The sequence below is a fragment of the Aureimonas sp. Leaf454 genome (assembly GCF_001424685.1).
Taxonomy (GTDB): domain Bacteria; phylum Pseudomonadota; class Alphaproteobacteria; order Rhizobiales; family Rhizobiaceae; genus Plantimonas.
In genome coordinates, this window is the sequence record NZ_LMQT01000021.1 from 182,442 (window position 1) to 200,355 (window position 17,914).

The 17,914-nt window shown below is 66.8% G+C and carries 17 protein-coding genes; 8 read left to right on the top strand and 9 right to left on the bottom strand.

Annotation, left to right across the window (positions count from 1 at the left end):
- The first annotated feature begins 339 nt into the window (after positions 1–339).
- Together ASG43_RS16145 and ASG43_RS16150 are read left to right on the top strand one after the other, a co-directional pair.
- Positions 340–2,541, top strand: coding sequence for a TonB-dependent siderophore receptor (locus tag ASG43_RS16145; RefSeq protein WP_156386739.1), 2,202 nt, complete (start codon positions 340–342; stop codon positions 2,539–2,541).
- 299 nt (positions 2,542–2,840) lie between these two features.
- Positions 2,841–4,778, top strand: a complete 1,938-nt coding sequence (locus ASG43_RS16150) for a methyl-accepting chemotaxis protein (RefSeq protein WP_244488126.1) — start codon at positions 2,841–2,843, stop codon at positions 4,776–4,778.
- A 415-nt stretch (positions 4,779–5,193) separates the two neighbouring features.
- On the opposite strand, the gene ASG43_RS23405 is transcribed toward ASG43_RS16150, so the two are convergent.
- On the bottom strand, positions 5,194–5,439 hold the full coding sequence (locus ASG43_RS23405) for a hypothetical protein (protein ID WP_210168278.1): 246 nt from the start codon (positions 5,437–5,439) through the stop codon (positions 5,194–5,196).
- Positions 5,440–5,973: 534 nt separating this feature from the next.
- Here ASG43_RS23405 and ASG43_RS16160 point away from each other — a divergent pair.
- Complete coding sequence (locus ASG43_RS16160) at positions 5,974–6,471, top strand: MarR family transcriptional regulator (RefSeq protein WP_056507236.1); 498 nt, start codon at positions 5,974–5,976, stop codon at positions 6,469–6,471.
- Between the two features lie 117 nt (positions 6,472–6,588).
- Here the strand turns inward: ASG43_RS16160 and bla are convergent, their stop codons facing one another.
- Both bla and ASG43_RS16170 read right to left on the bottom strand, forming a co-directional pair.
- Positions 6,589–7,494, bottom strand: coding sequence for a class A beta-lactamase (gene bla, locus ASG43_RS16165; protein ID WP_244488127.1), 906 nt, complete (start codon positions 7,492–7,494; stop codon positions 6,589–6,591).
- Between the two features lie 173 nt (positions 7,495–7,667).
- A complete protein-coding gene (locus ASG43_RS16170; protein ID WP_056507239.1) occupies positions 7,668–8,729 on the bottom strand; it encodes an SDR family oxidoreductase in 1,062 nt (353 codons plus the stop codon).
- Positions 8,730–8,828: 99 nt separating this feature from the next.
- Here ASG43_RS16170 and ASG43_RS16175 point away from each other — a divergent pair, with 99 nt between their 5' ends.
- A complete protein-coding gene (locus ASG43_RS16175; RefSeq protein ID WP_056507242.1) occupies positions 8,829–9,209 on the top strand; it encodes a helix-turn-helix domain-containing protein in 381 nt (126 codons plus the stop codon).
- Positions 9,210–9,294: 85 nt separating this feature from the next.
- Here the strand turns inward: ASG43_RS16175 and ASG43_RS16180 are convergent, their stop codons facing one another.
- Positions 9,295–10,374 carry a tartrate dehydrogenase gene (locus ASG43_RS16180; RefSeq protein WP_056507245.1) on the bottom strand — a complete coding sequence of 360 codons (1,080 nt, stop codon included), beginning with the start codon at positions 10,372–10,374 and terminating at the stop codon, positions 9,295–9,297.
- Between the two features lie 135 nt (positions 10,375–10,509).
- On the opposite strand from ASG43_RS16180, the gene ASG43_RS16185 reads away from it, so the two are divergent.
- Complete coding sequence (locus tag ASG43_RS16185; protein WP_056507247.1) at positions 10,510–11,436, top strand: LysR family transcriptional regulator; 927 nt, start codon at positions 10,510–10,512, stop codon at positions 11,434–11,436.
- A 136-nt stretch (positions 11,437–11,572) separates the two neighbouring features.
- Here the strand turns inward: ASG43_RS16185 and ASG43_RS16190 are convergent, their stop codons facing one another.
- Together ASG43_RS16190 and ASG43_RS16195 are read right to left on the bottom strand one after the other, a co-directional pair.
- The gene (locus tag ASG43_RS16190) at positions 11,573–11,764 is read right to left on the bottom strand and encodes a hypothetical protein (RefSeq protein WP_056507250.1); all 192 of its coding nucleotides are present in this window, start codon (positions 11,762–11,764) and stop codon (positions 11,573–11,575) included.
- Between the two features lie 12 nt (positions 11,765–11,776).
- Positions 11,777–12,061: a hypothetical protein gene (locus ASG43_RS16195; protein ID WP_156386742.1), complete on the bottom strand. Its 285-nt coding sequence runs from the start codon at positions 12,059–12,061 to the stop codon at positions 11,777–11,779.
- A gap of 183 nt (positions 12,062–12,244) precedes the next feature.
- Here ASG43_RS16195 and ASG43_RS16200 point away from each other — a divergent pair, with 183 nt between their 5' ends.
- Positions 12,245–12,919, top strand: a complete 675-nt coding sequence (locus ASG43_RS16200; RefSeq protein WP_056507257.1) for an SOS response-associated peptidase — start codon at positions 12,245–12,247, stop codon at positions 12,917–12,919.
- Positions 12,909–13,325 carry a GFA family protein gene (locus ASG43_RS16205; protein WP_056507260.1) on the top strand — a complete coding sequence of 139 codons (417 nt, stop codon included), beginning with the start codon at positions 12,909–12,911 and terminating at the stop codon, positions 13,323–13,325. Before ASG43_RS16200 ends, ASG43_RS16205 begins: the two co-directional genes overlap by 11 nt.
- Positions 13,326–13,361: 36 nt before the next feature.
- Here the strand turns inward: ASG43_RS16205 and ASG43_RS16210 are convergent, their stop codons facing one another.
- From ASG43_RS16210 to ASG43_RS16220, 3 genes are all read right to left on the bottom strand, one after another.
- The gene (locus ASG43_RS16210; protein WP_056507263.1) at positions 13,362–14,465 is read right to left on the bottom strand and encodes a helix-turn-helix transcriptional regulator; all 1,104 of its coding nucleotides are present in this window, start codon (positions 14,463–14,465) and stop codon (positions 13,362–13,364) included.
- Between the two features lie 632 nt (positions 14,466–15,097).
- Positions 15,098–15,664 carry an SIS domain-containing protein gene (locus ASG43_RS16215; protein WP_056507264.1) on the bottom strand — a complete coding sequence of 189 codons (567 nt, stop codon included), beginning with the start codon at positions 15,662–15,664 and terminating at the stop codon, positions 15,098–15,100.
- A 139-nt stretch (positions 15,665–15,803) separates the two neighbouring features.
- Positions 15,804–16,835 (bottom strand): aldo/keto reductase, encoded by a 1,032-nt coding sequence (locus ASG43_RS16220; RefSeq protein WP_056507267.1) that lies wholly within the window; start codon positions 16,833–16,835, stop codon positions 15,804–15,806.
- 266 nt (positions 16,836–17,101) lie between these two features.
- Between ASG43_RS16220 and ASG43_RS16225 the strand changes: the two genes are divergently transcribed.
- The gene (locus ASG43_RS16225) at positions 17,102–17,863 is read left to right on the top strand and encodes an ABC transporter substrate-binding protein (RefSeq protein ID WP_056507270.1); all 762 of its coding nucleotides are present in this window, start codon (positions 17,102–17,104) and stop codon (positions 17,861–17,863) included.
- Positions 17,864–17,914: the final 51 nt, after the last annotated feature.

Here is a 17,914-nt window from a genome sequence, read left to right on the forward strand (position 1 = left end):
GCCGGGTACGTAGATGTTCGTAACGGGTCTGCGATCGCGCGCGGAATGCGGGTCGTCCCGATCCGCGGTCCCGACGAAAGGATTCGGAGAAGTCTCTTTCCTGCCGCAGGAAGGCGTGCGCGAACGGAAAGGCTCGAAGCGCCACATCCAACCATAGCGCAACCGCCATTGCAACCTCTGGCGGTGGTCGAGATGCCGCAATCCGCGACGATCCGTGGCCGATGGGTGACACGCGGCGCCGCAGGCGGGAACCGGGACCGAAGGACCCCGCTTTATCTTGACTCTGATTATCAAGTTTATTAGCGCGGATGGGATCCCATCTCCTGCTTGGAGCCTCCCGTGAGCACCCTTCGACCCCCGTCGCATGTCCGGACCGCAAGCCGTCTCCTGCGATCGATCCTGGCGGCCGGCGTGTCCATGGCGACGCTTCTCCAGGCTTTTCCGTCGATGGCGCAGGTCGACCAGCCCATCGTCCTCGACACCGTGACGCTGGAGGGCGGCGCCGGCGGTTCGGGCGCCGGCCCGGCGGGGGGGGCGGCTTCGAGCGGCGTCACGACGCCTGCCGGAGCGACCACCGCGATCAAGGGTGCCGGCACCCAGCGGGGCACGCCGCAGCCGGTCTCCGTCGTCGGGCGGGACCAGTTGGAGACGCGCGACGTTCAGACCGTCGACGAGGCCACGCGCTATTCAGCCGGCATCCAGGGCCAGAAATACGGCTCCAACAACCGCCTCGACTGGTTCAACATTCGCGGCTTCCCCGCCGAGGCCGACGGCCTCTTCCTCGACGGCCTTGCGCTCTTCTCCACCGCCTTCGCCTCCTGGCGCATCGATCCGGTGGCGCTCGACCGCGTCGAGATCCTTCGCGGTCCCGCCTCGGTTCTCTACGGCGGCTCCTCGCCGGGCGGCATCGTGAATCTCGTCTCCAAGCGCCCGACGAAGACCCGCCAGGGCGAGGTCGAGACCGGCGTGAACGCATTCGGGCAAGGCTATGTCGCGCTGGATTCCGGCGGCCCGCTCGACGATCAGGCCATCTGGTCCTACCGCCTCAACGCCAAGATCTTCGGCGGCGACCAATATGCCGACGAGGGCGACGAGTTCGAGGGCGTCGTCGCCCCGAGCCTCAACTGGTCGCCGGACGGCGACACCAGCCTCACCGTTTACGGTTACTATCAGAAGGACGATTCCAACAACACGCCGGGCTTCCTGCCCTATATCGGCACCGTCCGTCCCGCGGCCTATGGCCGGATCGCCCGCGACGTCTTCTCCAGCGAACCCGGCGTCGACACGTTCGAACGCGATCAGGCGATGCTCGGCTACGAGTTCGAGCACAGGTTCAACGAGACCTTCACGGTCCGCCAGAACACGCGCTACAGCCATCTCGATTCGACCTACCGCGTCGTCTATGGCTTCGGCTACGCGCCGGGTTCGACGACGGATATCAACCGCATCGATTTTCGCACCACGCCGGAGGCGGACGCCTTCAACGTCGACACGCAGGGCGAGGCCCGCTTCGCGACGGGCGCCGTCGACCACGTCCTTCTCGCGGGCATCGACCATCGCTTCTACGAATTGTCCGACAATCAGGCGGTGGGCGGCCAGTCCCGGCTCAATGTCGTCCATCCCGTCTACGGGCTGAATCTCGCTCCGATCGGCGCGCCCTATATCGACAACACGCAGACCCTGAACCAGACCGGCTTCTACCTCCAGGACCAGATGACCCACGACAAGCTCGTGGTCACGCTGAACGGCCGCTACGACGTTCTCGACACCGAGCTCGACAACCGCATCGCCGGGCAAGCGGACGCCTCGTCCGACGAGGGCGCCTTCAGCGGACGGGCCGGCGCGGCCTATCTCTTCGACAACGGCATCACGCCCTATGTCAGCTATTCCCGCTTCTTCACGCCCGTCCTCGGGCTCGACGCGGACACCAACCAGCCCTTCCAGTCCGGCGACGGCGACCAGGTCGAGGTCGGCGTGAAGTACCAGCCGTCCGATCTCGACGCCGTGCTGACGGCCTCGCTCTTCGACCTCACCCGCCGCAACGTGCTGACGCGCGACGTCAGGGGCGGACGCCCCTTCACCGACGTTCAGACGGGCGAGATCCGGTCGCAGGGCGTGGAGTTCGAAGCCCAGCTCGGCCTCGGCAGCGGTTTCAGCCTGCTCGCGGCCTTCACCGCTCTCGATCTCGAAACCACCAGGTCCAACGGCGTCGATCTCGGCAAGGTGCCGACGGCCACGCCCGAGGAGTTCGGCTCGCTCTGGCTCGACTATACCGTTTCCTCCGGGGCCGCCGAGGGACTGCGCCTGGGCGCGGGCGTGCGGTATGTCGGCGACAGCTGGGCCGATCGCGCCAACACGTTCAAGGTGCCGGACCACACCGTCGTCGATGCCGCCCTGTCCTATGAGACGCCGAGCTGGCGAGCGCAGCTGAACGCATCGAACCTCTTCGACAAACGCACCGTCCAATGCGGTCCCGACGAGAATTCCTGCTTCTACGGCGATCCGCGAAAGGTCTCCGCCAGTCTCGCCTACAAGTTCTGATCGCCGCGGGCGCGGCGCCGTGGATCCTCGCGGCGTCCGGCCTCGCCGGTCCTCGTGCCGCATGGGATCGTCCTGGATCGAGGCGAGGGGATCCCGGTCGTTCCAGGACGATGCGACGACGTGGAGGGCGATCGATCCGTATTGGTTTCAGGATATCGAAGATCAATCAGTATGAATGACAGAATTGTCCTCTCAACTTAGTTAAAATTGGGTTACGCCATCTTCACGATTTCCCGTCAAGGTTGATGGAGCCGGCTCGAAGTATCGACGCCGTTTTCCGATCGACCAAAGGGCACTTCGTGAGGATAGCCGCGAAATTCAACATGTTCTCCGTCGTGACGGCTGTCGCTCTGGTGGCATCCGCCGGCTTCGGCCTCTTCGCCTTCGAAAAGCTTCGCATCGGCGGGCCGATCTACCGCAATGTCGCGGAGGCTCAGGTTCTGACCGCCGATATCATGCCGCCTCCGATCTTCGTCGTTGAGGCCTATCTCGACACCGTGCTCGCGGTCCACGGGCAGATGACCCCCGATGTCCTGAAGGGCCGGCTCGTCCGCCTTCGCGGGCAGTATCAGGAGCGCATGTCCTATTGGCAGACTTCGGACATGCCGGCTTCGATCAAGATGCTCCTGCGCACGAAGGTCGCCGAACCCGCCGACACCTTCTGGCGGCTCGCGGAGACGAAACTGCTGCCGGCGCTCGGCCTGCAGGATCCCTCGGTCAGGGACGCCGTCTTCGTCGGCATGTCCAAGGCCTATCAGGACCACCGCAGCGCCGTCGACGAACTCGTCACGCTCGCGGTGGATCTCGGAATGTCGATCGAGACGGACGTTCAGGCCCAGGCGGCAACCGCCTTCTATCTGCAGGTTGGTCTGTCCCTCGTCGCTCTCGCGGCACTCCTTCTGAGCTCCGCGGCGACCCTGATCTCGATCGTGCGTCCCTTGAATGCGATCACCGGGGATATCGAAGCCCTCGCGGCCGATCGCCTGGAGCAGACGTCGGACCTCGGCGCGCGCAAGGACGAGATCGGCGCGATTGCTTCGGCGCTTCAGGTCCTGCGCCAGTCGGCCTTCCGCCGGCATGAACTGGAATCGGCCTCCGCCTCCCAGCGCCACGAGATGGATCGCCAGCGCGACCGACAGCTCGCCATCGACAATGCCAAGGCGGACGACCTGAAGCACTTCGTGCATGCGGTGGAGGCCGGCTTCAACGGGCTGTCGTCCGGCGATCTCACGACCCGGATGACGCAGGCGGTCTCCCCCGAATTCGAGCCGATCCGCGTTCGCTTCAACGACAGCATGGCCGAACTCGAGGTGACGATGGGCGCCGTCGTCGAGGGCATCGGCAGCATGCGGACCGGACTGGCCGAGATCTCCATCGCCTCGGCGGATCTTTCGCAGCGAACCGAGCAGCAGGCCGCCAGTCTGGAGCAGACGGTCGCGGCCTTGACAAAGGTCACGCAAGGGATCGATCGCACCGCGCAGGTCGCCGACGACGCGAGAGCCGCCGCCTGCATGGCGCAGACGGAAGCCGAAAAGGGCGGCGGCGTGGTCGAGCGTGCGGTGGCCGCGATGTCCGCCATCGAGACCTCCTCGGCCAAGATCGGGCAGATCATCGGCGTCATCGACGAGATCGCCTTCCAGACCAATCTCCTGGCGTTGAATGCGGGTGTCGAGGCCGCGCGCGCCGGCGAGGCCGGCCGGGGCTTCGCCGTGGTCGCCCAGGAGGTCCGGGGCCTTGCCCAGCGGTCGGCGGAGGCCGCCAAGGAGATCAAGTCGCTGATCGCCACGTCCACGACGCAGGTCGAAGAGGGAGTTGCGTTGGTGTTGGCCTCGGGCCGCAGCCTGCAGGACATCGTCAGCCAGGTCGGGGGCGTGTCCCAGATCATCACCCAGATGGCGCAGTCGGCGCGGGAGCAGGCCTTGAGCCTGCAGGAGGTCTCCGCCGCCGCCGACGACATGGACAAGGTCACACAGCAGAACGCCGCCATGGTCGAAGAGACCACGGCGGCAGCCCAGACGCTGACGCGCGAGACGAACGACCTCTCCGAGATGGTCGGCCGCTTCCGGACCGCCGCCATGACGTCGAAGACAGGCCGTGACCGCCAAGGCCAGGCCTTGGAACAGCCGGTGTCGAGACGTTCCGCTTCACCGCGTCCGGTCGCTCAGATGCGCACGACCGGCACGGGCGGCGCTTTCGTCAAAGCCCGAAGCGCCGCAGAGGATTGGGCGGAATTCTGACGACGGATAGGCCCGCCGCCGTCGAGATGGTCGGGGCAAGGGCCACGATCGCAGGCAGCGGTTCGCACCGCTTCCCGATACGAGCGCGACCGACGAGAAGCGCAGCGTCCTCTCGGTCGACAGCCCCGACGTCCTCGCCGTTTCCAGGGGAATGCGGGGGCGTCGCCGGTTTCCAGCACCCGTCCCGCCGACGCGGGGCACGACGCCGAGATCGTCCCGCCCCAAGGGACTCCGACCGACCGCGCTGGACGGCGTTCTATTTCTTGGGCTTGGGCGGAGCCGCCGCCGGCATCTTCTGGCTCGGAGCCGACGCATTGGTCTTCGGCGGCGCGGCCTTCTTGGACTTGCCTTTGCTTTCTTTCACGAAACTCTCCTGCAAACCCAGTGTGCCGATCGTTCGAAACGCTCTGACCGATCAGGCAAAGCTCGCGAAGGACGGCGTGCTCGCGGGTATTGAGGCCGCTTCCGGCGAAGACGGCACGACGATGGAAGCCCCATCGATATCTCCCGCCATCTTGCGCCAGGCGGCCTCCGAGCGCAGCGAGCGATCCCGCACGTTCTGCAGCGTCGCGGACGCGGCGATTCTTCCGCATTCGTCGGCCTGTTCGAGATAAAAGGCGATTTTGACGGAGGGGTGACTTTTGGGGGCGATTTTGATCATGACCATTACATAGGCTCTTTTTCGCAAAAGTCTTGCCCGACAGTTCGGAAATGTTCGTTAGGGCCTCTCGCCACCTGCGCCTTGCTGTCCCCGTCATCCGTCTTCGAATTGGATGAAGGACAAAAGCTGCTGGATCGCGGCGCCGCCGGACAGCATCGATCGCAGGTCCGCTCACCAAAAGGCTGTGACCCCCAAGTATCGTCTGGCTCCTTCGATGAAATAGCCAGTGAACATACTCATTGAGCACGCAATAATTCGTGAGAACTGTACGCTTTCGACCATTATATCGCTGCCGAAAAGGGTCTAGTCTCCAGAACCCAAGCAGCAGGGGGCGTTGGTCATGAGATATGTTCAATCGAAATCAAGCTGCTCCGAAGCCTTCGAAGCAGCCGACAAGCCAAGCGCGATGGTTTCCAGAAAGCTGTCGTCTCTCCAGTTGCGTCAGGTCTTTGCTCGACGGAAGGAGGATGCCGACCGCCGGGCATCGCCCATTCCCGAGGTGCGATCGCCGAACGCCCGCCGGGAGCGCGCGTGATGCTGGACCTTCAGACGGTTTCCAAGCCTGCGGCCCGTCCCGTGGCGCTCGAGGATGCGCCGGTCCATCAGTCGGAGCTGGTGCCGGCTCTCCTCTCCATCTCCAAGTCGATGCGTGCCTTGCGGGGCATCAAGCTCGCGGCGCTCGGTTTCAACAACGGTCAGGACGAGCTTCTGATGGCGGTGCCCGATGAGGGCCTGCCCGTCGCGCAACTCGCCGACCTCCTGATGATCCGTCCGTCCACCGTATCCAAGATGACCGATCGACTGATCGAGCGGGCTCTCGTCGAGAGGGTCGGCGATCTCCGCGATGCGCGGCGAACCATCGTGCGGATCACCCAGGCGGGCCTCGAGGCGAGAGAGATGGTGATCGCGGCGCGGCAGGAGCTCGAGAAGGAACTGACGCGGACCCTCGAGGAAAAAGACCTGATGCAGATGCAGGCCTGCCTCGACGATTGCGCGGACATGCTGGAGCGACGTCTGAAGCGCTTGCGCTGACGACCGTCGCCAGCGTCGCCGGAGGCGATGCGGCCTTCAATCCGGGCCGCTTCGCGCCGACGCGACCCTGCGCCGAACCGGAGCCGACATCCTGCGAGCGATTGCCCGCACGATGCTTTAGCCGCCGAGATCCTCCACCATCGCGGCGCCGAGCTCGGCGATGACGCCATTGCGCTGGTCGATCGAAAGCTTCGTTCCCGTGAGGTAGACGGCAGCCAGGATCGGTCCCTTCGCAGGCGCCGCGTCGTCTTTTGGCCAGATGACGGCGATGATGCCGCGTGTCCCGTATTCGCCGGCGCCGGTCCGGTCGGCGATGCGCCATCCCTCGGGAAGGCTCGCTCGCAGAAGCGGACCGCCGACGGCATTGGCCGCGAGCCAGGATTCTAGCTGCCGGCGCGAATTTGCCGAGAGAACGTCGCCGAGCACCAGCTTTTGCAGGCTGGCGATGGCGGCGTCCGGGCTTGTCGTGTCGCGGTCGTCGCCCGGACCCACATCGTTGAGATCGGGTTCGAACCTGTCGAGCCGGGTCGTGTCGTCGCCGATCGAGCGCAGGAATGCCGTCAGCGCGGCGGGGCCGCCCGTCGCCGTCAGGATGAGATTGGCCGCCGTGTTGTCGCTGGTCCGCGTGGTCGCCTCGCAAAGAGCCGACAAGGACAAGCCGTCGCCGACATGGTTTCGGGTGACGGGCGAATAGGTCTGGAGATCGCCGGCCCGGATCGGCTCGCGGCGACCGGGATCGATCGTGCCGGCGTCGGCCAAGGCCAGGAGATGGGCGCAGGCGAAGGCCTTGAAGGTGCTGGCCATCGGAAAGCGCTCGCTGCCGCGATGCGAGAACGACGCGCCGGTCTGAAGATCCCGGATGCTGACGCCGAGACGCCCGCCGACCTGCGCCTCGATCCGTTCGATCGCCGGTGCGAGCGTGTCGCCGAGCCTCGGCCCGGCGGATGCGGGGGCGCAATCCGCCACGAGCCAGCCGATGGAGAGGCTGGCGGCGGCGGCGAAGCGAGCGGCGCGTGTCAGCACGAAGGGTTCTCCTGTTTCACTGCGTGCAAGCTGGGCGTCGAGCCGGCGATGGGAAGAGCCGGGTCGCCGTTCGCGAAGGGCGAGCGGGCGTTCGCGCTCGCCCCTGCCGGAAAAGCCGGGCCTTGCCGGGCCGGCCGCCACCGGAACGATCCGTCGTCCGGGCGAGACGATCTTCAGGGAATCAGACGATCGGCCCGCAGGCGCTCGAAGAGATCGAAGAAGGCGTCGTCCGTCGCCTGATAGGCGGTGAAGCCGAGACGCCGGCTCTTGCCCATGTCGGTCACGACCTCGATCGGCCGTCCGAGATCGGCATCCGTATGCCAGGGGGAGGCGAGGCGGGCGAGGTCCGGCTCTGCGAGGCCCTCCCGCTCGGCGATGTCGCGCCAGATCGGTGCATCTCCCGCCATCTGCCCCTCCAGGGGCTGGACGGTGCCGTCGAAGGGTGCGGCCTCGATCCCGAACCAGTCGGCGATCCGGCCCCACATCCAGCTCCAGCGGAAGACGTCGCCGTTCACGATGTTGAAGTCCTCGTTCGCCGCCGCGGGCGTCGTCGCCGCCCAGAGCAGATGGCGGGCGAGCTGCCCGGCATCGGTCATGTCGGTCAGCCCGTTCCACTGCGCCGGCGAACCCGGGAAGCGGAAGGGGCGGCCGGTCTCGCGGCACAGCGTGGCGTAGACGGCGAGCGTCGTGCCCATGTTCATCGCATTGCCGACCGCCTTGCCGATCACCGTGTGCGGCCGGTGGACGCTCCAGGTGAAGCCGTCACGCCGGGCGGCGGCGAAGACCTCGTCTTCCTGGGCATAGTAGAAGTTCTGGACGTCGAGCCGGCCCTGGCTTTCGCGGAAGGGCGTCTGCGGGAGGACGCCCTTCCCATAGGCCTCGAAGGGTCCGAGATAGTGCTTGAGGCCCGTGACCAGCGCCACGTGCCGCACCGAGCCCGCCGGCCGCAGACCGTCGAGGAGGTTCTTCACCATGGCAGCGTTGACGCGGATGTTCTCGGCTTCGGTCTCCTGGCGCAGCCAGGTCGTGATGAAGACCGCCTCGGGCGCGATGCCGTTCAACGCCTGCGCCGTCGCGGACGAATCCTGGAGATCGGCGGCGACCGGCTGAACGTTCGGCCGATCGGCCGGACGCCGCGCTAGGCCATGGACCGACCAGCCGTGATCGAGGAGATGATCGGCCGTCGCGCTGCCGACGATTCCGCTTGCGCCCACCACCAATGCCGTTTTCGTCATGCCGTCGTCCTTCTCTGGCGTTTTCACCGAGCTAGGCAGGCTTGCCATTCGCGTCCAGAAGGCACCAAAAGGGGCCTCGGCCACCTGGAGGTTCCCACCATGCAACCCGGCACGCCCGACGCGGAATGGCGCGAGGACTGCGCACCCCGGCGCGTTCTCGAGCTCTTCGCGACGAAATGGACCAGCATGGTCCTCCACACGCTGCACGCCCGCCACGCCGGCGCCGCGCGGGCCGGCGTCCTCCTGCGCAGCCTGCCCGGCATTTCCAAGAAGATGCTGACGCAGACGCTTCGGGAAATGGAGGAGAGCGGTCTCGTGACCCGCCACGTAAAGGCAACGATTCCGCCCGCGGTCGAATATCGCCTGAGCGATCTCGGCCAGCGGTTCGTCGAGCCGGTCGAGATGCTCTACGCCTGGGGGCGGGCGAACGCGGACGCGCTCGACCGGCTCGCCGTGCGGCCGACCTCCCGCCGCGTCTGACGCCGCGCGCCGCGCGAGAGGGCTGGGTCCGGCATTCGCATCTCGGACGACGTCCGGCATTCCTCGGACGACGATCCTTCGCGCGTCAGGCGAGGATGTTGGAGCCGCGGATGGCCTCGCAGACGGCGGCGGTCACCTCCTGTGTGGTGGCCGTCCCGCCGACGTCGGGGGTGCGAACGCCGCTGCCCGTCACCGCCTCGACGGCATGCATGAGGCGCGCTGCCGCCTTGGCCTCGCCGAGGTGCTCCAGCATCTGCGCCGCCGTCCAGAAGGTCGCGACGGGATTGGCGATGCCCTTGCCCGTGATGTCGAAGGCCGAGCCGTGGATCGGCTCGAACATGGAGGGAAAGCGCCGCTCGGGATCGATGTTGGCGGTCGGCGCGACGCCGAGGCTGCCGGCGAGGGCGCCCGCGAGATCGGACAGGATGTCGGCGTGGAGGTTGGTCGCGACGATCGTGTCGAGGCTTCGGGGGTTGAGCGTCATGCGCACGGTCATCGCGTCGACCAGCATCTTGTCCCAGGTCACGTCGGGAAATTCGGTGGCGACCTCGGCGGCGATCTCGTCCCACATGACCATGCCGTGGCGCTGGGCGTTCGACTTGGTGACCACGGTCAGGAATTTTCGCGGTCGCGCCTGTGCCAGCCTGAACGCGTAGCGCATGATGCGGGTGACGCCGACGCGGGTGAAGATCGCGACCTCGGTGCCGACCTCTTCGGGAAGGCCGCGATGGGCCCGCCCGCCATGGCCGGAATACTCGCCCTCCGAGTTCTCCCGCACGATCACCCAGTCGAGATCGCCGGGTCCGACGCCCGACAAGGGCGACGTGATGCCCGGCAGGATCCGCGTCGGGCGGACATTGGCATATTGGTCGAAGCCCTGGCAGATCGGCAGCCGCAGACCCCAGAGCGTGATGTGGTCGGGCACGTCGGGCGCGCCGACCGCGCCGAAGAAGATGGCGTCGAAGGGCTTCAACTGCTCGATGCCGTCCGCCGGCATCATGATGCCCTTCCGCCTGTAATAGTCCGAACCCCAGTCGAAATGCGTCACGTCGAGCTTGAAGCTTCCCGCGCGGCGCTCCAGCGCCTCGAGCGCCTGAAGGCCCGCGGCGATCACTTCGGGGCCGATGCCGTCCGCCGGAATGGCTGCGATCTTGTAGGTCTGCATGGGCCGTACCTCGACGGGTGCGAAGGACATGTCGGCCGGATCAACCGGCTCAACGCGGGAAAGACCCTGCCTAGACACGTTCGAGGCGCGACCCAAGGCTCGCTCGATTATACAATCTCATGATATAATCAGGCGATGGAGCTCAAACAGATCCGCTGCGTCCTGGCGGTCGCCGATGCCATGCATTTCGGCAAGGCGGCGCGGGCGCTCGACATCCTGCCCGCATCGCTCGGGCGTCAGGTGCGCGCCTTGGAGGAGGAGCTCGGCGTACCCCTCTTTGAACGCACCACCCGGTCGGTCCTCCTGACGCCGGAGGGCAAGGCTTTCGTGCCGGACGCCCGTGCCCTGGTCGAACGCGCGGACGCTCTCCTCGAGGGTTTCCGGGACCGGGCGCGCGCGGGAGCCCGGATCATCCGCCTCGGCGCGATCGACAGCGCGGCGGCGGGCCTCGTTCCCAGTCTCATCCACGATCTTCACCGGCTCGATCCCGGACTGACGGTACGGCTCACCGAGGAGAAGTCGATGCGCCTTCTTCCCAAGCTCCTCGCCGGACGGCTCGACGTCGCGATCCTGCGACCGGGCGCGCGTCTCGATCCGCGTCTGCGGATGCGGTTCCTCCTGCACGAGACCGCGGTCGTGGCGCTGGCCGCGGATCATCCGCTCGCGGACCGCGCCTGCATCCGGGTCGACGATCTTCGCGACATCCCGATGATCATTCCCGAGCGCGGATCGCGGCCGCACAGCCACGACCTCACGATGAAGCTCTTCGAAGAGCGGGGCCGCACCCCGAGGATCGCGCAGATCGCCGAGGAAAAGCAGACGATCCTCGCCATGGTGGCCGCAGGCATCGGCGCGGCGATCGTTCCGCGATGGTCGGCCCGCCCGGCCGCACCCGGCGTCGCCTTCCTGCCGCTCGCGGACATTTCGGCCGACGACGCCCATCGCCTTCCGCTTTCGGTCGCCTGGCAGGCCCATGTTCGCGACGCCAACCGGGATCGCCTGCTGAAGCTCCTGTCGGACAGGCTCGCGATCTATGCCGCGCAACAGGACGGGGCGGCCTAGAATGTCGGCGGAGACCCGGACGCGGACGGCCACGGTCTCGACGATGTCGAGACCGGCGAGGCGGGCGTCTCCGAGCCGGGCGACACCCCAAATCGCCCCGAAAGGGGAGGGGGCGCTCGACGGCCCGGAGCGGGTGTCAGGCGTCTTGCCGCCCCGCCTGCGTGATGGCGTGGCGCAGGACGTTCTTGCGCTTGCGCCGGTCCATGTCCGGCTTCAGGATGCCCTTCAGCATCTCGTCGCCGATCGCGCGCTTTTCGGCCTGCGTCAGATCGCGGCGCTTCAGGGCCGCGGCCTCGGTCTCGAAGCCTTTCAGCATTTCGTCCGACATGATGGGTCTCCTTCAGGTCTTCGGTTCGACGAGAACGCCGAGCTCGGGGTTCCAGGCGACGCCGTCGAGCTGGACCCGGACATCGAAGCCGCGCCCCGCGGCGTAGTCGCGGGCGTCGCGAAGGACCGCGTGAGGCTCGCCGGTCGTCGGGTATTCGAAACGGGCGCCCTCCGCGGCCGGGCCTTCGAGCGAGGCCTGCGCGCCGGGCTTGCCGCCGTCGTCATATAGCCGGACCTTCACGTAGGCGCTGGTCTCGTGGCCCTCCAGGGGAAAGTAGAGGTGGGTTTCGGCGGTCACAGGCATGTCTCCGTTTCGCTTCGTCGGACCACAACGCGCGAAACCTTCGAAGGTGGCGGCCCCCCGGCCGAAGGGGCCGGCGAGCGAAGGGTGCAGATGACGGTGTCGTTGGATCGAACCGGCGATGCGACGAGGGCTGCCGGGATAGGTCACATTCGCGCCACTCCGGTATAAGCTCGCGGCATGTGCAATCTCTACAGCCTCACCAAGGGCCAAGCCGCCATTCTGGAATTCACGCGCGCCTCGGTCGATCGCACCGGCAACCTCGCGCCCATGCCCGGCATCTTTCCCGATTATGAAGCGCCGGTCGTGCGGTCGGTCGACGGACGGCGCGAGTTGACCCTGATGCGCTGGGGCATGCCCTCGCCGGTCTTCGCCATGAAGGGCCGGACCAGCGATCCCGGCGTCACCAACATCCGCAACACCAAGAGCCCCCACTGGCGGCGCTGGTTGCCCGCGGAGCACCGCTGCCTCGTGCCGTTCACGTCCTTTTCCGAATACGAGGAGACGGCGGAGAGGCGAAAGCTGCCCGTCTGGTTCGCCGCAGGCGAGGACCGGCCCCTGATGGTCTTCGCGGGGATCTGGACGACCTGGACGAGCGTTCGCAAGACCAGGGACGGCGAGGTGACGGTGGATGCGTTCGGCTTCCTGACGACGGACGCCAACAAGACCGTCGGAGCCGTCCATCCCAAGGCCATGCCGGTGATCCTCACGGACCGCGAGGAGATGGACGTCTGGCTTCGCGCACCCTGGTCGGAAGCCGTCAAGCTCCAGCGCCCGCTGCCGGAGGGGGTTCTCGAGATCGTCGCGAAGGGACAGCGGAAGGACGAACGACGTGACGCAGACGATGCGCATTGACGGCGGATGCCATTGCGGACGGATCCGCTACGAGGCCGACATCGATCCCGATGTCGTCACCGTCTGCCATTGCACCGATTGCCAGAGCCTGACGGGAACGGCCTTGCGCGTCTCGGTCGTGACGGATGTCTCCGATCTCCGCGTGATGGGCGAGCCGAAGATCTACACCAAGCTCGGCGACAACGGACGCAAACGCTTTCAGCATTTCTGCGGCGAATGCGGATCGCCGCTCTTCACGAGCGGGGAGGGCGAGGGCGCCGACATCTGGGGAATCCGATGGGGCGGCATCCGGCAGCGAGCCGACCTCGTGCCGCGACGCCAGATCTGGTGCCGGTCGAGAGTGCCTTGGCTCGGCGGGATCGATCATCTTCCGGGGTTCGCGGAAGACGAGACGTCCGACGCATGAAGAGGGCCATTGCCGCGGCCCGCGGACCCGCCGGGATCAGTCGTCCTTGACCGCGCCGATCAAGCTGCTGACGCCGATCCGCAATTCGCCCTGGCTCCGGAGCCCGGTCTTGACGAAGATCGACTTCAACTGCGTCCGGATCGTTTCGCGGCCGACATGCAGCGCGACCGCCACGGCCTCGACGTCCTCGCCGCGGGCGAGGAGACGGACGACCCGGCTTTCCGACGCGGTTAATCCGTAGAGTTCAGAGAGAAGGGCGGCCGAAATCTGTGTCTCGGTCATCTGCGGCTTGACCACGACGAGGAAGGCAGGTCTCGAGAAGAGGCCGGCATAGGTCCGCCCGACGGGAATGACATGCGCCAGCGCCGGCGCGCGCGTGATGTCCCGAGGAAGCGCGATCGTGCAGCCGGTGGTCGTCCGGGCGAGGGCCGACGTCCTCAGGAACGTCTCGAACTGTCGCCGCGCATTCGCGGCGGAAAAAACGAGGTGATCGCCGGCATCGATCATCACGTGAGATCGGACGGCGATCCAGTCGTCGTTGTGCGACAGGACGCGCCCGCTGCCGTCGATCGCCGCCGCGGGGAGTCCAAGTCCCGCCAACACGTCGACGAGGCCATCGGACTTGGAGGTGCTGACGCGTTCGGTGATCAGGGATGATCGGATGATATGCGGCCTCAAGTCGTCGAGCGCCTGCATCATCGCTTTTGGAATGGGTCCGGCCGATCGCGCGCGCTCGATCGACAGGACCAGCTGAGTCCCGCTCGACAGACTGAACGTCGTGGCCGCGCCCCATCCAAAGCCCAAGGGATGCAGCAGGTCGCGATACATGGGGATGGTGTTCATCCGCTCGGCATCGAAAAGATCTGCGTCGTTCACGAAGCCGGATTTGGCGACGCGCAGAACGCCCGACGTCCGCTCGTTGTCGCGGTACCACTGGCCTTCGAAGAACTGGTCGACGAGCCTGAGGACGCCCTCCGACGCGATCCAGGACTGGCCCGCCTGACCCGATCGGAACAGGACCGCTCCTTCGGATCCGACGAAGGCGGCGATCTCCGCGAGCACGGTTTCCCATCCGCCAGGATCGAAGGCCGCTTCGTAGATGTGTTGGATGAGGTCTTCCAAGCTCAGTCGATGCGCCATGTCAGCGAATGTTTCTCAACAAGCGGAGGCGCTCGAAGCGGCTTCCCCAAAGTCAGTCCAGTGTTCCTGCGCGGCTCGATCGTGTCGGAACACATGGTTCCAGTTGAAGTCTCTACGAGAGAATGTCGAGCGATCTACCCGGATGGGGGCTGCGGGTTGTCGTGAACGCGATGAGGATTCGGGGCAGGGCGCATTTTGCTCAGTCCGTGTGACTGGAAGACCACGGTGCGATCGAGCGGGAAAAGCGGACGGTTTCCCCGCTTTCGTTCCTCGGGCCGGATGCAGGCAGCGCTGTCTCGCTGCGATGCTTCGAGACGCGAGCCTAAACAGCCTGCGCGAGCGGGGACGGCGCGCGCATCGAACTCCAACGTTTCCACAATGCGCAGAAGGAAGCGCGTCTCGACACGGCCGGCAGAGCCGAAAGGGATCGGGTCGTGGCAGCGCCGTCGCAGGATCGGCTCGAAGGCGTCGCCCCCCTGTCGACTCCGCCTGACGGTCCGCCGTTGCGCACGGGCGGCCGGCCATCGTGCAGGACCAATGACGCCGTCCCTCGCATCACCGTTCACCTCGATATCGCCGGCCCGATGTCCGAACGCCGCACCACCGGACTGCCCACCCGGACGCTCCGTCCCCTATTCGAGATTGGTGTGGCGCTCGCGCATGGCTTCGGGCGTCACCGCCAGTCGGTCGCGCAGCTTGAGGATCATGACCTCGAAGAGCACGAACAGGGCGCCCTCGTAGAGGGACCCCATCGGAAGGACCGAGGTCTTCGCCGTGCCCTGGTCGTCGGCCATCGTCTGTGCCGGCAGGAGGAGAATCTCGTCGGCCATCCGCGAGGCGCGGCCCTCGGGCTGGGCGGTGATGACGAGGACCTTCGCGCCGGCCTTCTTGGCGACGTCGATCAGCGCGACGGCGGTCGAGATCTCGCCCGGTCCGACCGTGACGAGGAAGAGATCGCCCGGTCCGACCGGCGGGGTCGTCATGTCGCCTTCCACGGCGACCGGCACGCCCATGTGATAGAGTCGCATGGCGAAGCCCATGATCTGGAGCCGCTCCCGGCCACCGCCGAAGACGACCGTGCTCCGGGCGCGCGCGATGGCCTCCACCGCTCCATCGACCTTGGCGTCGTCGATGCGCTCGAAGACGGCGCCGAGCTCGGCGACGGCGTTCCGGTAGATCGGGTTCGAAGGGCTGTTCATGATCTCGTATCCTGCAGGCGAGGGATCGCGGTCGCCGGGCGCCGGTCGTCCGGCTGGCGGGCTTGCGCGGTGGAACGCCCCGCGCGGGGCGTTGAATGGTCCGGCGAGGCGGCCGCGCGCGCCATCGCCGGGAGAGCCGTCACCAGCGCGTCGGCTTCGGATTGCGCTCGTCGAAATCCTTCTGATGCCAGTAGGGGTAGATGGGGTCCCTGTGGCTCGCCTTGTCCAGGCGCTCGATCTGGTCGGGGCTCAGCGACCAGCCGACGGCGCCGAGATTCTGCCGCAACTGCTCTTCGTTGCGCGCGCCGACGACGAGGTTGCAAACGGTCGGGCGGGAGAGCAGCCAGGCGAGAGCCACCTGCGGCACGGTCTTGCCCGTCTCCTGCGCCACCACGTCGAGCGCGTCCACGACGTCGTAGACGTGGTCGTCCGACACGGGCGGTCCGCCGACTGCGCCGCCGGAGGCGATGCGACCGGCGCCCGCCGTCTCGCCGCGCCGGATCTTGCCGGTGAGGCGGCCCCAGCCGAGCGGGCTCCACACCATCAGTCCGACGCCCTGGTCGAGCCCGAGCGGCATCAGCTCCCATTCGTAGTCGCGGCCGATCAGCGAATAGTAGCCCTGGTAGGCGACGTGGCGCGCGAGCCCGTATCGTTCGGACGTCGCCAGCGCCTTCATGAGGTGCCAGCCGGAGAAATTGGAAGCTCCGATATAGCCGATCTTGCCCGCCGTGATCAGGTCGTCGAGGGCCCGCAGGGTCTCGTCCAGCGGCGTCAGGGCATCGAAGCCGTGCAGGAAATAGACGTCGACATGGTCGGTGCCGAGCCGTTTCAGGCTGGCCTCGCAGGCCTCCACGAGATGACGGCGCGAGGAGCCGACGTCGTTGGCGCCCTCGCCGTTGCGGAACGTCGCCTTCGTCGAGATCAGCGCCCGGTCGCGCCGCCCCTTCAGGGCCTCGCCGAGGATCTCCTCGGCCATGCCGCCGGAATAGATGTCGGCGGTGTCGAAGAAGTTCATGCCGGCTTCGAGGCAGATGTCGACGAGCCGCGAGGCGCCCGCGACGTCGACCGCACCCCAGCGCTGGAAGAATTCGTTGGCGCCGCCGAACGTGCCGGTGCCGAGCGAGAGCACCGGAACTCTGAGGCCGGAGCGACCGAGATGCCGTGTTTCCATGCAAAACTCCCGACGTGCTGAAGGACCGTCTCGGCCAAGCCGTGGCGAGACCATCTAGCGTCGGGAGGGGCGGGGCAAAGACCGAAGGGGCGCTTGCGTTCACGGGGATCGCGCGCGCGATTTCCGGCTTGGCTTTGTCGGACCCGGATGCAAAGCTCGCCAAGGCGACAGGACGAACAGGCCGTGCGCCACCCCCGCGCATGGTCCGCCGGCCGGTTCACCCACCCGTCTTGCCCGCCCAGTTCGCCCACCGACCGGAGATCCCGATGAAGCCTCGTTCCATCGCCGCCCTTGCCGTCCTCGCCCTTCTTGCGACGAGCCCGGCGGCATCTGCCGAGGAGGCGATCCGGATCGCGACGGAAGGGGCCTATCCGCCCTTCAACTACCTGAAGGCCGACGGGACGCTGGCCGGGCTCGACGTCGACATCGCCAACGCCCTCTGCGCCGAGATGAAGGCGACCTGCACCCTGTCCGCCCAGCCCTGGGACGGCATGATCCCCGGCCTCATCGCCGACAAGTTCGATGCCGTCATCGCCTCCATGAGCATCACGCAGGAGCGCAAGCAGCAGATCGACTTCACGAACAAGTACTATACGACGCCGCTGGCCGTCATGGTGCTGAACGACAGCACGCTGGCCGCCGTCTCGCCCGAGGCCATGAAGGGTAAGGTCGTCGGCGCCCAGGCCTCGACCACCCAGGCCGACTACGCCACCGACAGCTACGGCCCGGCCGGCGCCGACGTCCGGCTCTATCCGACGCAGGACGAGGCGGCCGCCGACCTCCAGACTGGCCGGCTCGACGCGCTGATCTCCGACAAGTTCGTCCTGACCGACTGGCTGAAGGGTCCCGGCAAGGATTGCTGCAAGCTCGTCGGCGACGTTCCCGGCACGGAGACCGAAGCCGGCATCGGCATCCGAAAAGGCAACGGCGCCCTGCGCGAGCGCTTCAACGTCGCGATCGATGCGATCGTGGCGAACGGCACCTACGGCAAGATCGTCGCGAACTACTTCCCCTTCGACATTTATTGAAGACTCGCGCCGACAAGGGCTGCGACAAGAACCGCCGACGAGGGCGCGGCG

Excerpts from the sequence above, each read along its gene's own strand:
- ASG43_RS16185 (WP_056507247.1), top strand. The coding sequence starts at position 10,510 with ATGGAGCTCAAACAGATCCGCTGCGTCCTGGCGGTCGCCGATGCCATG.
- ASG43_RS16175 (WP_056507242.1), top strand. The coding sequence starts at position 8,829 with ATGCAACCCGGCACGCCCGACGCGGAATGGCGCGAGGACTGCGCACCC.
- ASG43_RS16170 (WP_056507239.1), bottom strand. The coding sequence starts at position 8,729 with ATGACGAAAACGGCATTGGTGGTGGGCGCAAGCGGAATCGTCGGCAGC.
- ASG43_RS16225 (WP_056507270.1), top strand. The coding sequence starts at position 17,102 with ATGAAGCCTCGTTCCATCGCCGCCCTTGCCGTCCTCGCCCTTCTTGCG.
- ASG43_RS16180 (WP_056507245.1), bottom strand. The coding sequence starts at position 10,374 with ATGCAGACCTACAAGATCGCAGCCATTCCGGCGGACGGCATCGGCCCC.
- ASG43_RS16210 (WP_056507263.1), bottom strand. The coding sequence starts at position 14,465 with ATGGCGCATCGACTGAGCTTGGAAGACCTCATCCAACACATCTACGAA.
- ASG43_RS23405 (WP_210168278.1), bottom strand. The coding sequence starts at position 5,439 with ATGATCAAAATCGCCCCCAAAAGTCACCCCTCCGTCAAAATCGCCTTT.
- ASG43_RS16160 (WP_056507236.1), top strand. The coding sequence starts at position 5,974 with ATGCTGGACCTTCAGACGGTTTCCAAGCCTGCGGCCCGTCCCGTGGCG.
- ASG43_RS16200 (WP_056507257.1), top strand. The coding sequence starts at position 12,245 with ATGTGCAATCTCTACAGCCTCACCAAGGGCCAAGCCGCCATTCTGGAA.
- ASG43_RS16215 (WP_056507264.1), bottom strand. The coding sequence starts at position 15,664 with ATGAACAGCCCTTCGAACCCGATCTACCGGAACGCCGTCGCCGAGCTC.
- ASG43_RS16205 (WP_056507260.1), top strand. The coding sequence starts at position 12,909 with ATGCGCATTGACGGCGGATGCCATTGCGGACGGATCCGCTACGAGGCC.
- ASG43_RS16220 (WP_056507267.1), bottom strand. The coding sequence starts at position 16,835 with ATGGAAACACGGCATCTCGGTCGCTCCGGCCTCAGAGTTCCGGTGCTC.
- ASG43_RS16190 (WP_056507250.1), bottom strand. The coding sequence starts at position 11,764 with ATGTCGGACGAAATGCTGAAAGGCTTCGAGACCGAGGCCGCGGCCCTG.